The sequence below is a fragment of the Mesorhizobium sp. B2-6-1 genome, from assembly GCF_006440475.1.
In the GTDB taxonomy this organism is placed as follows: Bacteria; Pseudomonadota; Alphaproteobacteria; order Rhizobiales; family Rhizobiaceae; genus Mesorhizobium.
In genome coordinates, this window is sequence record NZ_VFUH01000003.1 from 318,170 (window position 1) to 332,111 (window position 13,942).

Sequence of the window (13,942 nt, forward strand, 5' to 3'; positions counted from 1 at the left end):
GGAGTTACCAGATGAACCGGAATTCAGGAAAGACGGCGATCGTGACCGGCGCCTCCTCAGGCATCGGCCGCGCCAGCGCGGAGGCTTTGGCGCGGGCGGGTTTCACCGTCTTCGGCACCAGCCGCAAAATATCAGGCCAGGGTTCGAGCGAAATATCGATGCTGGTTTGTGACGTGACCGATGACGCATCGGTCGCAGCTCTGGTTTCAGATGTCCTCGCCAGGACCGGCCGGATAGACCTTCTGGTCAACAATGCCGGCGTCGGGCTGCTGGGAGGCGCGGAGGAATCCTCGGTTTCCCAGTCCAAGGCCCTGTTCGATGTCAATCTGTTCGGCGTCATGCGGATGATCAACGCGGTGCTGCCGTCGATGCGGCGGCGCGACGAGGGGCGCATCGTCAATATCGGCTCGATCCTGGGATTGGTCCCCGCGCCGTACTCGGCCCACTATTCCGCCGTCAAGCACGCGCTCGAAGGCTATTCGGAATCGCTCGACCACGAGGTTCGCGCTTTCAACATCCGGGTTTCGGTCATCGAACCTGCCTTCGTGCGCACCGTGTTCGACCAGAACGGGCTCGAGCCCGATTCCGTCATGAAGGAATACGATCAGGCCCGCGCCGGTATCGACGCATTGCTTCGCGACGTGATGCCGAAAGCAGACCCGCCGGAAGCGGTGGCGAATGTGGTACTCAGGGCCGCCACCGACAAGCGTCAGCGCCGACGCTACACCGCCGGCAAGACAGCCCGGCTGGTCAGCACGCTGCGGCGGTTCGCGCCCGCCGCGACGTTCGACAAGACCTTGCGCAAGCAGTTCCGCCTGCCTGCCTGAACGGAGCGTGCCAAGTCGGTGCCCGCACAAGCAGTTTCGCTGCCCCGAAAGCCCGGCCTGTCCGATATCGGGACCCATTTCAAGAAAGCGAATATGATGAAAGCCTTTGTCGTCGACAAATATCAGAAGAAGGGCGCCCTGCGGCTTGCAGAGATGCCTGAGCCGGAACCGCGCGACAACGATGTCCTGATCGAGGTCCACGCCGCTGGCGTAAACCTTCTCGATTCCAAACTCCGGGACGGGGAGTTCAAACTCATATTGCCTTACCGCCCGCCATTCATCCTTGGCCATGACGTGGCTGGCATCGTCATTCGCGTCGGGTCGAAAGTACGCAAATTCAAGACCGGCGACGAAGTCTATGCGCGGGCGCGCGACGGACGGATCGGGACATTCGCCGAATTCATCGCCGTCGAAGAAGCCGACGTGGCCTTGAAGCCCGACAGTCTCAGCATGGAGGAGGCGGCCTCCATTCCGCTGGTCGGCCTGACCGCTTGGCAGGTGCTCGTCGACAGGGCAGGGCTGAAGAAAGGGCAGAAGGTGTTCATCCAGGCCGGCTCCGGCGGTGTGGGGACATTCGCCATCCAACTGGCAAAACATCTCGGCGCCACGGTTGCGACGACGGCCAGCGCCGCGAGCGCCGATCTGGTGAGACGTCTCGGAGCCGATGTCGTCATCGACTACAAGAAGGAGGACTTCGAGAAGGTCCTGCATGGCTACGACGTCGTCCTGAACAGCCAGGACCCCAAGACGCTCGAGAAATCCCTGCATGTGCTGAAGCCGGGCGGAAAGCTCATCTCCATCTCCGGTCCACCGGATCCCGAATTTGCCAGGGACAAAGGCCTCAACATTGTCCTGAAACTGGTCCTGCGCCTGCTGAGCCGCGGCATACGCCGCAAGGCCAGACGCGCCGGGGTCGGATATTCGTTCCTGTTCATGTGGGCGCAGGGCGATCAATTGAGCAGGATCACGTCGCTCATCCAATCCGGCGTCATACGCCCTGTCATGGATCAGGTATTCCCATTCGAAAAGACCAACGAGGCGCTGGCCTATGTCGAGACGGGGCGCGCCAAGGGCAAGGTGGTCGTGAAGGTGAGATAGAAGGCGCCGGCGCCGCTCGGCCTGTTGTCAGTCTTGCGCCTTTTAGCCAGGGCGGTCTCAGCCGCTCTCGATCTCCTGGAGATAGAACGCCTTGCTGGGCTGCAAATGGTCGACGCAGAGCTGCGCCAGCACCCAATTGTCCCGGCGCTTCAGCGCCTCGATCATCATCGCGTGGTGCTGGCGCGAGATGTCGAGCTTTTCCCTGTCGGCCAGCGAGTTAGCCCGCACCGGCAGGCTGAGGCGCATGTAATGCTCGATCGAGGCCACCAGATAGGCATTGCCGCAGGCCGAGAACATGGTGAGATGGAAACGATCATTGGCCTCGTGGATGCCGCGCAGGTAGCCGCTCTCGACATGGTCGTTATAGATGCGGAGGATCTGCGTCAGCTCTTCGATCAGCGCATCGCTCGCCGGCAGGCGGATCATCAGCGCCGCCTGGCGCTGCAGCATCTCGCGCACCTCGTAGATCTGCCGTACCTCGTCGGGCGACAGCCGCCGCACCATGGCGCCCTTGTTGCGCTCGCGCGTGACGACGCCTAGCCTTTCGAGCTGATAGAGCGCCTGTCGAATGGTATGGCGCGACACCGGGAAGCGGGCGAGCAGCACGTCCTCGACTAGGCGCGCGCCGGGCGCCAGCCTGCCGAAGATGATGTCTTCCTCCAGCGCGTGGACGATATCGGCTTCCTTGCCGCCATAATCGATCGTGTTGAGCATCGCGCTCCGTCGCGTTTTCGACAGCCTCATGGCGAGGGCCGCTCTTGCCGCCTTGCCATGGCGAAAAAAGAGAACCGGACCGCTTGGCCGGCCGGACCGATTGGCCTTGAGCCCGCCAGCTGCGCCATTACCGCCGACGGTCCCTGCCGCTTGCCGAGCCCCCAGATGGGCCGGGCGAGGGTCGTCGCTGGCCATGCTTTTGTCAAGCGACGCGAGGGACGTCGCCGCCCTGTCAGTTCCTGTCCACCGGCTTTGAGCGCATGCGCGAGACCGTTTCGCGCTCGGCGCGCTTGGAGCGCAGCGGCGGCAGGCCGCGGTCGATCAGGTCCATGTCCTCCAGCACCATGTCGCCCATGCGCTTGAAGGCGATGTCGAGCGCCCCGGCGCGGTGGGCCGAGCGCAGGAAGCCGGGCAAGGCGCGCACCGGGTGGTCCCGCGCCAGCGGCTCCTCGGGGAAGACGTCGCTGGCGGCGAGGATGTGGCCGCCCTTCACCGCCGCCATCAAAGCGGGGAAGTCGACCACGCCGGCGCGGCTGAGCAGGATGAAGGCCGCGCCTTTGCGCATCCTGGCGAAGGCGTCGGCGCCGAGGAAGCCCTGGTTCTCGCTGGTCACCGAGGCGACGACGAAGACGAAGTCGCTGGCGGACAGCACCTCGTCCATCGCGGCCGGCTCGACGCCATTGTCGATTAGGATCGACGGCGGCAGCCAGGGATCGAAGACTTTTGTCCTGGTGCGGAAACCCGACAGCAGCCGGTTCAGCGCGCGGCCGAGATCGCCGAAGCCGATGATGCCGACATCGGCGCCTGACAACAGCCGCGCCGTCCGGTTGCCGTCGCCGCCCCACAATTCCTCGCCCTTGCGGAAGGCAAGGTCGGCATCGACGATGCCGCGGGCGAGGTTGAGCGCCATGGCAAGGCCGAGCTCGGCCACCGGCTCGGCGAAGACCAGGCCCGTTGTGACGACATGGATGCCGCGCGCGAACAGCGTTTCATAGGGCATGTTGTCGATGAGGTTGCTCTCGACATTGAAGACGCAGCGCAGCGCCTTCATCTTCTCCAGCGTCTCGGCCGCGATCGGCGGCTGGCCGACGATGTAGCGGGCCTCGGCTAGCACATCGGCCGGCAGTTTCGCCACGCCGTCCGGCGTCGTCTCGACGATGCGATATTTCGCCTTGAAGCGCGCCAGCTGCGGCGGCGTGAAGATGAGGTCGAGCGTGCGCGGTTCGGGCGCGCTGATGACCAGCGGCAGGGCGCTGTCGGACATGGCGAATTCCTCCCGGCGCGATCGTTTTGGCGCCCTTCTGGATGCAATCTATCCCGGATTAAACGACTTACAACATGCATACGGAGGAGGAAAATTTCGCGACAAGAAAGGCGGGATTGCGGCTGGGGCGAGGGGCCGTTCTTGCACAAGGGCCCAAAAAAGGGAAAGGGAATGCGCTTCTGGCGCCGCAACCAACCACCGCTCCATACGTTGATCCATGCCGGACCGATTCCGGCTTACTCCAGAGCCTCACCCCGCCGGCCATGACTGGCGGGGGCTTTTTGCCAGAGGGCCGTATCGACCTTATGCGCAGGCCGTCGTCAGCGCCCGCCGCTCGTTTGCTTCCAGCGCGGCGCGATCGCGGAACCGTCGATGAATTCAAGGCCGCCCGCCTCGTTGAGCGTGTGCAGCTTGCGCCCGCTCCATAACGCGCCAGGCGTCAAGATGGTCTCGACAACCTGGCTCATGCCGTCCAAATCGAGGTGAACAATGCGTGCGATGCCGAGCGCCGCGCCATAGCTCCTGCGGCAGTCCTGCACGGGGCGCAGCAATTGGCCCTCCCGTTCTACCATGCGGCCCGCCGGTCGCGCCGAGGCGATGTCGATCAGGACGGGGTTTTTGGGGTGCGGCGTCCACGGTCCGCGAAAGTCCGGCGCCGACCACAGATGCAGCGCGTCGGAAAAGGCGCCGCCGCCGTCCCTGACGGTGGCGAACAGCCACCATCGTCCGCCATGCTCGACCAGGGTGGCGTCGCTGGCGACGATGTCTGACAGCAGCGTCGCTTCCTTGACCCAGCCGCCAGGGAAGGCGGTGGCGCGGTAGAGGTCGACCGTGCGGTTGGCGCAGCTCTCCGGCACCATCCAGACTTCGCCGTCGCGCTCGAAGACGAACGGATAGGACAGGTGATAGGGCAGGTCGAGCACCGGTTCCGGGCGGCCGATCGGCCCCGACGGGCCGAACGGCACGGCGGAGATGATGGCCCGGCCCAGACGGTGGATATAGTCCTCGACGAACAGGGTCACCTTGCCCTGATACAGGATCGGGAATGGGTCGGCGTAGAAGCGGCTGCCGTCGTCGGGAAGCACCTGCCAGCCCGTTGCCGGATGCGCCCGCAGGTCGAGCAGGTCCTGCCCCTGCGTTTGCCGCCAGCCGACCTTCCAGTGCGGGGCGTTGTAGCAGAGATGGTAGATCTTCTGGACGATGCGCCGCGCCAGCGCCTTGCCGGCCCTGACGCCAAGCTTGGCGGAGGACGGCAGGGCGGGCGCGGCATTGCCGTGCGCCGGCTCCGGCAGGACGGAGAGGGCGTGCCGTGCGGCGCCGGTCATCGCCGCCAGGATCAGGCTCGCGGTGCGCGCCAGCATATCCTGGAACGAGGCAAGCGCGATGCCGCCATATTCGGTGCCCAAGCGGCCTTCGGCGAGGTACGCACCGTTTTCCTCTATACGGGCGATCGGCGTTCGCCCATCGAGGATCAGCGCCAGCAGGGCTGCTTCGCCCGCCGCGCCGTCATAGGTCACGCGCCAGACGCGCGTTTCTTCGCGCTGCACGTCGCCGCAGAGGTCGATCACCAGATCGGGCGCTGCCGGCGGCCGCGCTTGATAGGGCGCCAGCGCCGAAAGCGGCAGGCGTTTCGCCAGCCCGTTCGCGGACAGGCCATGGATGGCCGTTTCCAGCTGAAACAGCGCCGCGGCGCTGGGTGGTATGCCGCCCTCGGCCGGCCTGAGATCGACAGAGACCTCGACATGCGCCAGCGCCGCCAGGCGCTCCAGCAGCGTCAGGTGAAAGGCACGCGGGCATTCGCTGTCCAGGCGCAGGCTCACCTGCATGTCGCATCCTCATCGTTGTGATGTTCGGTATTGGGCCGGTGTTTGGACGCGGGAAACGGCCGGACGGATGAAGTGTTGCCCCATTCCATGTCATTCCCCCGTTGCCCGCGCCGTATCAACACCCGCGCCTCTTCTAGGCAAACCCCGTGCCAAAATTCACAAGAGCTCTCAATATAATTAACAGTGTTTTAACAGTTGGAAGCATAGCTAAGACAAAGCCGCAATTTGATCTTTGCAGGCGCATGGAGTGTTGTCGGAGCGACCCTTGCAATCATCCCTGCTCTCGTTGCCGCAACAATACGCTCCGGAGGCGATGCAATACGCGCCCGAAGCGGTGCCGTTGGCGCCATCCTACCCGGCCTCGACCGTCGAGCTGGGCGACGTGAAGCGCATATTGATGCGCCGCCGTTCCCTCATCTTTGCCATCACCGCGCTGCTGACCCTCGGCGCCCTGCTCTATGGGCTTTTGACGCCGGCGCTCTACAGCTCGGCGGCGGAAATCATCATCGATCCGCAAGACCTGCAGGTGGTCAGCAACGACGTCAATCCGAGCCAGGTGCCGCCCGACGGCGGCATAACCCGTGTGGAAAGCCAGGTCAGCGTCGTCCAGTCGACGGGGGTGCTGCTCAGGGCCATCAAGGCGACCAACCTGACCGAGGATCCTGAATTCAACGGGCAGGGCATGCTGGGACGCTTACTCGGCGGATTGCTGGGTTCGGGGTCGGGCGAAGCCGACAAGACTGCCAAGACGCTCGATGCGTTGCGCGCACGCCTGGCGGTGCGGCGAGCGGACAAAGTGCTGGTCATCGAGGTGATCATCACCACCAAGAACGCCGAGAAGTCGGCGATGCTGGCCAATGCGATCGCGCAGGCCTATCTGGCGGATCAGGCGAGCTCACGCGCGCGGATGGCCAAGGACGCTTCGGACGCCATCGCCGCGCGACTGGATGAGCAGCGCAAGCGCGTCCAGCAGGCCGAGAATGCCGTCGAGGCCTACAGGTCCGCCAACAACATGGTGATGGCGGCAGGCAATCTGGTCAGCGACCAGGAACTGACCGAGCTGAATACGCAGCTTTCGGCAGCGCAAAGCCGCACCGCGGCGCTGAAGGCGCAGGTCGACCAGTTGCGCAGGTCGGGCGGGGCGCCGGACGCGACCTCGGAAGCGATGCGCTCCTCGGTGATTTCGAGCCTCAGGGCGCAGGAGGCGACGCTTGTCGACAAGGTATCGCAGTTCGGCACGGAACTTGGGCCACGCCATCCCTCGATGATCGCGGCGCAGCAGCAACTGCGCGATACGCGTGCACTGATCGGGCGAGAGCTCGGCCGCATCGGGGCGGCTGCCGAGACCGACTACGAGCGGGCGCTGGCCAACCAGCAGGCGCTGGAGGCCAAGGTCGCCGGCATGAAGACCAAGTCGCTCGATACGGACCAGGCTTCGGTCAAGCTGCGGGAGTTGCAGCGCGATCTCGAGGCCGTTCGCTCCGTCTACGCCAACTATCTGCAGCGGGTGCAGGAGACGCGCGAGCAGATCAACGTCGACAGCACCAATGCGCGGATCATCTCCAGCGCCATGCCGGCCCTGAAGAAGAGCTGGCCGCCGCTGTCGCTGCTTGTCCTGGGCGCGCTCTTCGGCGGCCTGGGGCTCGGCACCGGCCTGGCGCTGATCGCGGAATATTCCTCGCCGACAGTGCTTTCCAGCGCGCAGATGCAATCGGCCATCGACGCGCCGGTGCTTGGCGTGGTGCCGGCAAAATCGGGCAACACCCGCCGCTGGTGGCCTTTCGGCGGCACGGCCGCCGCGGCGAGCCAGAAGACGGACGCGGTCGTCGGGCTGGCGCTGAGGCGCATGTTCTCGTCGGGCCGGCGTCCGCCGGACTGGCCGCTGGTGCCGTCCATACTGGTGACGTCGCCGCCCGAGGACGCCGCGCATCGCGGCAGGGTGGCGCGCTTGCTGGCCAATGCCGCGGCCGCCCGAGGCGGCCGTATCCTGTTCATCGATACCAATGCCGGCGGCGGCCAGAAAGATCAGCAGCCGGGCGTGCTCGACGTGCTTCGCGGTGAGTACGGTATCGAGGCGTTGAGCCAGTATACGCCCGGCAGCAATGTCGCGCTTTTGGGGAGGGGCCGGTCAAAGGCCGTCTTCCAGGAGGCGCAGGGCGTCTATTTTGCCCAGCAGATGTTGGTCCAGGCGGGCCGCCACTTCGAACTCGTCGTCATCGATGGCGGTGCGCTGGCCGACAATCTCAATGCCTCGCCGCTGGTAGCGATGGCCGACGAAATCCTGCTCGTCGCCACGCTGAACTCGACGCCGATGCGCGATGTCGCGGCGGCCTCGCAGGCCATTTCCGTCATGGGGCGGTTGCCGACCGGCGCCTTGCTGGTCGACGAGGCGGCCTGACATGGCCGCCGTCCGGCCCGCCAGCCCGGCAGCCGGCTGGGCCGCGCCGGGTCAAGCCGCCGCCGCATCCCGCGCCGGCAGTTCCGTCGACTGGGTGACCCGCTTCGGCCTGGTCGTCACGGTGGCGGTGCTGTTCGCCGTTTCCGGCGGCATGCTATGGCTGGTGGGCTACAATTACGACGGCCTGCTCGGCAGTCCGGCCACCAAGATCCATCCGTCGACCTATCTCCTGGTGCTGGTGTTTGCCTGGCGTTCATGCACGTTCGGCAATCCGGTCGGCTATATGGCTGCCGTTGCCGACCGGCGGCCGGCCAGCGCGCTGATGGCGGTCATCTCGGTCGTGCTCCTGGTGGTGGTCGTCGTCAGGCATCGCCCGGGCATGGCGGGCATGGTCGATACGTTCGTGACGGCGGCGCTGCTGGTGCTGATGCTGGCCGAGGACGACGACCGGACCTTCGCGCGGCTGCAGACGGTCGTTCACGCGGTGATGTCGGCGAATGCGGTGCTGGCGCTGTTCGAGTTCGCGACCAAGACGCTGGTGTTTCCCTACCGGCTCGACGGCGAGGTGTTCACGGACCTGCGCTCGACCGCGCTTCAGGGCCATCCGCTGGCCAATGCCACGATCACCGCGGTCTATGTGCTGGCGCTGCTCTCCGGCTCACGGTCGCTGTCGATGCCGCTGCGGCTTTCGCTGATCGGCCTGCAAACCGCGGCGCTGGTCGCCTTCGGCGGACGTTCGGCGATGGTGATCACGCTCGCGCTCGGCGGCATCTATCTGCTTTTCAGGGGCGTGGCCTATCTGCGGCATGGACGCGTCAGCCTGCTGGGCGCGGCCCTTGCGGTCCTGCTCGCCACGCTGCTGCCGGTGGCGGTCGCCCTTCTCTTTTCCTACGGCTTCTTCGACGCGCTGCTGGAGCGCTTCGTTTCCGACAGCGGCAGCGCCAATGCCCGCGTCGAAATGTTCGACCTCTTCAAGAATCTGGGGCTGGGCGACCTGATCGTGGGGCCTGATATCGATCTGATCGAAAGCATGCGCCGCATCAACGGCCTGGAACAAGGCATCGAGAACCCGATCATACGCATGGTGCTCTATCAGGGCGCCTTCTTTACCCTGCTGATGCTGTTCGGCTTCGTGCTGTTCATGCACGAGGTGGCACGCCGCTGCCATCCCGGCATCTGGCTGCCCATGCTGGGCTGGCTGATCCTGCTCAACACCTCCGAGACCCTCGCCTCCAAGACGACGCTGTTGACCAAATTCGTGGTGCTGGCGCTGGTGCTGTACCGGCCGGCGCGGGCCGTGGCGCGGCAAGAGGCGCAAGCAGTGCGCGCAATTGGAGACGACCGGCGAAGAGCGCAGCCTCTCCGCCGTTAGCGGCTGATCCCCTGTGTTTCGCAAAGACGGATCGCATGTGACATGGGGCTCAGCCATGACGCCGGGAAAGCGCTTCTTAGGACTTTCCACGCCCGAAAGCGGGCACGGTCGTCACCTGCCAATATAGGCAGCCAGTTCGTCGGGCGTCCCGTTTGGGAAGGCCTGTTTTAGAAAGTCCATGAACGCCGACACTCGCGCGCTGAGCAGCCGTCGAGAGGGGTAGAGCGTCCATAGAGCGATCTCGGGGCCGTCGATCTCCCCCCAACTTACCAGTGTGCCGTCAGCCAGGTCGTGGCTCACCAACGAAATGGGAAGACGTGCCGCACCGACGCCGGCCCGCACCGCGTCCCGGACCATGATGAGCGTCGACAAGGCGACGACCGGCTCGATCGTGATCGTTGACCGGCCGCCTTGTGTCTTCACGTGCAATGTCTGCAGATCGCCTGCCCCGCGCGCAACGCCAGGAGCGGCGAGTCCACCGGTCGGGCGAGGAAGGTCGGGGCGAGCCACCAGGACCAGGCGATCGCGCAGAAACGCCCGTCCGACCAGGCTTTCGTCGGGATCCGGATTGACCCGGATCACCAGGTCGTAGCCTTCCTCGATCATGTCCACGGCCCGGTCCTCGGTCGTGACCTCCAGCCTCACCTCCGGATATTTGAGGGCAAACCCCGCAGCGATCCTTCCCATTGCGGTCTGAGAAAAATGCAAAGGCGCGCTGATCCGTAGCTTCCCCTTCGGTCTCTGACCGCCCGAGGCAATCGCCGAAGCGGTCTCGTCGAGTTCGGCGAGCAACGCTCCCGTCCGCTCGAAGAGCGCCCGTCCTTCTTCGGTGAGCTTGAGGTTACGCGCACCCCGTTCAAACAGGCGCAGATCAAGACTGCTTTCCAGTTCGCCAACGCGCCGGGACAGGGTTGCCTTGGGCCGGCCGGTGGCCCTTGCCGCTTTGCCGAAGCCGCCATGACGGGCAACGAGATTGAAATCGGCGAGGGCAAGGAGGTCCATGTGTGTTCCACCAGTGAGACGACGTGTCTAAAATTTCCGCCTGTTGGGCTGTTAGTGAGCCACACATATTGGAGCTGTCAAGCAATCCAACAGGAGAAATTTCATGACCATTCTCGTTACCGGCGCCACGGGCAACATTGGCCGCCAAGTCGTCGAACATCTCGTCAAGCGCGACGCAGATGTGCGTGCTCTCGTCCGCGATCCGTCGAAAGCCAACTTCCCGGCAGGCGTCTCCGTCGTGCAAGGCGACTTTCTCGATGTCGATTCGCTGCGGAAAGCCATGTCCGGAGTCTCTACTCTGTTCCTCTTGAACGCCGTGGTACCGGACGAATTCACCCAAGCTTTGGTCGCGCTCAACGTCGCCCGATCTGCCGGCATCGAGCGGATCGTCTATCTGTCGGTGGTCCACGCTGACGTCTATGTGAACGTACCCCATTTCGCGGGCAAGTTCGGCGTCGAGCGCATGATCGAGGAGATGGACTTCAAGGCTACGATCTTGCGCCCGGCCTACTTCATCCAGAACGATCTGATGATCGAAGACGTCATCACCGGCCACGGCACCTACCCAATGCCGATCGGCGCCAAGGGGCTCGCCATGATCGACGTGCGTGATATCGCCGAGATCGCCGCCCTCGAGTTGCTGCGCCGCGAACAGTCTTCCGAGCCGCTTGCGCTCGACCGAATCAACCTCGTCGGCCCGGAGACACTGACCGGGACGGATATCGCCGCAATCTGGTCAGAGGTGCTTGGCCGCCCGATCAACTACGGCGGCGACAATACCGAAGGCTTCGAGCAAAATCTCAAGCAGCTCTTGCCCGCCTGGATGGCCTACGACATGCGCCTGATGGGCGAGCGGTTCTTGACCAACGGGATGCTGCCTGAGGCCGGCGACGTCGAGCGCCTGACCGCCTTGCTCGGACGCCCACTGCGCCCATATCGCGACTTCGCCTCGGCGATCGCTGCCTCCGCTTGACGGAAGCAAGGACAAGCAACGGGGATAGGCCGTCTAGCCCGGCATCTCCAGCCCAAGCGCCTCGATCATCGCCGGGTCCAGGGCGCGCGTGGTGTCGTCCATCATGCCCATGCCGTCGAAGAGGGCCCAGAAGGCCCAGGCAAAGCCGAACGACTCTGCGCTTTGCCTGACGTCGGCGATGTAGCGGGCGCGGTCGGGATCGGGCGCGGCGACGTAGCGGGCGTCGGTGCGCAGCGCGCCGAACTCGCCCATGATGATGCGTTCGGGCGCGATGTCATGGCTATCCGCCCAATCGCGCGCCTGGCTAAGGTATCTGTCGATGAACCAGCGGCCGGGCTGGGCGTCAAAATAGACCTTCAGCACGCGCTCGGTTTCCGCGTAGGCGGCTTTCTTGTCCGCTTCGGAGGTTTCGGCGTCCTCGGCCATGCGCGCCCGCACCGAAGCTAGCGTCGCCTCGAGCGAACCGGCCGAGGCGGGCCACGGCACGTTGTTGAGCGAACGGTAGACGGGTTCGCTCATCCACGGCGCGCCCTGGTGGCTGAACAGGTAGGGCTCATAGAAGTGGAAGGTGAACAGGATCGGTTCGAAGCGCGAGAGCGGCGCCGGATCGAGCGCGGTCAGCCCGCTCACCATGGAGCCGCAGCCACCGGTCACGACCAGCGGCAGGGTAACGGACGATGCCCTGGCTTCGGTCAGGAGCGCGAACTGGACCTGCGACCAGACGTTGGACTCGCAGGATTGCTGCGGCTCGTTGACCGGCTCCAGCGCGACCTTGCCCGATGGAAACCGCGCCAGCCGGCCGGCAAGCTCGCCGATCAGCGTCCGATAGAGATCGAAGGCGGGCGCGGCAGTGCTGGAGACCATGCGGTGCGGATTCCAATAGTGGGTCGCGCTATTGGCCTGCACGTTGACGATGATGCCGAGGTCGGCGTCGAGGGCGGCGGTGACGGCCCGATCGAGCATCGCCAGCAAACGGCCGCGCGTGCCGGCATCGCCGGCCAGGAACGGGCCGGGATCGACCGGCAGGCGGATGAAATCGAGACCCGTCGCGCGCAGCCTGCGCAGATCGGCCGCCGTCGGGACCGGCCGCTGCTGGAATGGAGGCCAGTCGTAGTCGGTACGGGGTGCGGGGAATTCGCGCGTCAGCGAAAACCAGGGGAAGGCGTTGACGCCGCGCCGGAAGCGCCATTCGCCGGTGGCGGCCAGGCTGGACGACACGGGAGAAAGCGGCGCGAACAACGCCGCCGTGGACAGCGCCGCTCCGAGAACCCGCCGGCGCGACCACGTCGTCATGCGTGCGAGGGATGGTCGACCGGAACGGCCTCGCCGGCGACGACGCCGAGCAGCCGGAAGGCTTCATTCTCATAGGCCAGCAGCACGTCTTCCCAGCGGAAGGCTTCGCGGGCGCGCGCCCTGGCGGCCTCACCGCAACTCTCGACCAGGGCGTCGTCTTCGATGGCCCGATCGATCCGGCCGGCGCAAGTGCCGGTATCGGTGAAATAGAGGGCGGCGGCGCCCGCGGTCCACCTGTTGTAGGGATTGTCGTGGGCGATCACCATGTTGCCGGCCGCCAGCGCCTCGACCAATGACGGGTTGGTGCCGCCGACCGTGTGGCCATGCATATAGGCGCGCGCGTGGTACCGCAGCGCCTTCACGGTCGCCTGGTCATAGATGGCCCCGGGCAGGACCACCGAGCCGTTCGCGGCCTTGCGGATGGCGGCGTGATAGGGGATTTCATCCGAGAGCGTTCCAAGCACCACCAGCTTCATGTCGCGCTTTTTGCTGCAAAAGGCCTCGACGATCGGCAGGATGTTGTTGTCGGGCTCGATGCGTGCGATCGAGATCAGGTACTTTCCAGGTTCGAGCCCGAGCGCCCTGACCGGTGCCTCCGGCGCCGTCGTCACCGGATCGCCGCCATAGGGGATGGTGACGATCGCGCTGCGCGGCCGGCGTGTCGCCAAATGATCGGCGATGACAGGATGATCGGCGACGAGGCGATGCGAGGTCCAGGCGCCGATCCATTCGTTGAGCCAGAACCAGCTTCGCGCCGACAGGCCCCATTTGGGGCGGCGCCATTCGATGCCGTCCATGTTGGTCATGATCTTGCGCCGCATCAGCCTGAGCCAGGTCAGGAAAAGCGCGCCATTGTAACCCAGCACGAGGCACACGCCGGGCCGCCGCACGGCATCGCGCACGCATTGCCAGTCGAATTCCAGCGTCGCGCGCGGACCTTTCGAGGCGACCTGGATGTGGATGAGTTCGATGCCGCGCCAAGTTTCGCTGCGCACCCTGTGCTCGACACGCTCGACTTCGTCCTGGCAGTAAACGCCGACCCTCCAGCCGCGTCCGGCGAGGAAAAGCGCCAGCTTCTCGGCGAAGGTTTCAAAACCGCCGTGGGCCGCGGGTATGCCGCGCGTTCCCAGGATCAGGATGGAGGGCTTTGATGTCATGGCCGACGGGACTTTCCG

Annotated in this window: 11 protein-coding genes; 5 read left to right on the forward strand and 6 right to left on the reverse strand. The window is 65.2% G+C overall.

Annotation, left to right across the window (positions count from 1 at the left end; all coding sequences use genetic code 11):
• The first annotated feature begins 11 nt into the window (after window positions 1–11).
• Together FJ443_RS09290 and FJ443_RS09295 are read left to right on the forward strand one after the other, a co-directional pair.
• Window positions 12–827 carry an oxidoreductase gene (locus FJ443_RS09290; protein WP_140663639.1) on the forward strand — a complete coding sequence of 272 codons (816 nt, stop codon included), beginning with the start codon at window positions 12–14 and terminating at the stop codon, window positions 825–827.
• A gap of 96 nt (window positions 828–923) precedes the next feature.
• A complete protein-coding gene (locus FJ443_RS09295) occupies window positions 924–1,925 on the forward strand; it encodes an NADP-dependent oxidoreductase (RefSeq protein WP_140649357.1) in 1,002 nt (333 codons plus the stop codon).
• 57 nt (window positions 1,926–1,982) lie between these two features.
• Here the strand turns inward: FJ443_RS09295 and FJ443_RS09300 are convergent, their stop codons facing one another.
• The 3 genes from FJ443_RS09300 to FJ443_RS09310 form a co-directional block, all read right to left on the reverse strand.
• Window positions 1,983–2,639: a GntR family transcriptional regulator gene (locus tag FJ443_RS09300; RefSeq protein ID WP_140499090.1), complete on the reverse strand. Its 657-nt coding sequence runs from the start codon at window positions 2,637–2,639 to the stop codon at window positions 1,983–1,985.
• Window positions 2,640–2,871: 232 nt separating this feature from the next.
• Complete coding sequence (locus tag FJ443_RS09305; protein WP_140499087.1) at window positions 2,872–3,903, reverse strand: hydroxyacid dehydrogenase; 1,032 nt, start codon at window positions 3,901–3,903, stop codon at window positions 2,872–2,874.
• Between the two features lie 320 nt (window positions 3,904–4,223).
• On the reverse strand, window positions 4,224–5,729 hold the full coding sequence (locus FJ443_RS09310; protein WP_140516165.1) for a formyl transferase: 1,506 nt from the start codon (window positions 5,727–5,729) through the stop codon (window positions 4,224–4,226).
• 265 nt (window positions 5,730–5,994) lie between these two features.
• On the opposite strand from FJ443_RS09310, the gene FJ443_RS09315 reads away from it, so the two are divergent.
• Together FJ443_RS09315 and FJ443_RS09320 are read left to right on the forward strand one after the other, a co-directional pair.
• Window positions 5,995–8,127 carry an exopolysaccharide transport family protein gene (locus tag FJ443_RS09315; protein ID WP_140663641.1) on the forward strand — a complete coding sequence of 711 codons (2,133 nt, stop codon included), beginning with the start codon at window positions 5,995–5,997 and terminating at the stop codon, window positions 8,125–8,127.
• 1 nt (window position 8,128) lies between these two features.
• Window positions 8,129–9,499 carry a VpsF family polysaccharide biosynthesis protein gene (locus FJ443_RS09320; RefSeq protein ID WP_210239461.1) on the forward strand — a complete coding sequence of 457 codons (1,371 nt, stop codon included), beginning with the start codon at window positions 8,129–8,131 and terminating at the stop codon, window positions 9,497–9,499.
• 111 nt (window positions 9,500–9,610) lie between these two features.
• Here the strand turns inward: FJ443_RS09320 and FJ443_RS09325 are convergent, their stop codons facing one another.
• Entirely contained in the window at window positions 9,611–10,501 is an 891-nt protein-coding gene (locus tag FJ443_RS09325; protein ID WP_140630565.1) for a LysR family transcriptional regulator, read from the reverse strand.
• Between the two features lie 103 nt (window positions 10,502–10,604).
• Between FJ443_RS09325 and FJ443_RS09330 the strand changes: the two genes are divergently transcribed.
• The gene (locus FJ443_RS09330) at window positions 10,605–11,474 is read left to right on the forward strand and encodes an NmrA/HSCARG family protein (RefSeq protein ID WP_140556369.1); all 870 of its coding nucleotides are present in this window, start codon (window positions 10,605–10,607) and stop codon (window positions 11,472–11,474) included.
• Window positions 11,475–11,507: 33 nt separating this feature from the next.
• Here FJ443_RS09330 and FJ443_RS09335 read toward each other — a convergent pair whose 3' ends face one another.
• Complete coding sequence (locus FJ443_RS09335) at window positions 11,508–12,767, reverse strand: cellulase family glycosylhydrolase (RefSeq protein WP_140582524.1); 1,260 nt, start codon at window positions 12,765–12,767, stop codon at window positions 11,508–11,510.
• Entirely contained in the window at window positions 12,764–13,924 is a 1,161-nt protein-coding gene (locus tag FJ443_RS09340) for a DUF1972 domain-containing protein (protein WP_140556373.1), read from the reverse strand. The genes FJ443_RS09335 and FJ443_RS09340 overlap by 4 nt, the downstream gene beginning before the upstream one ends.
• Window positions 13,925–13,942: the final 18 nt, after the last annotated feature.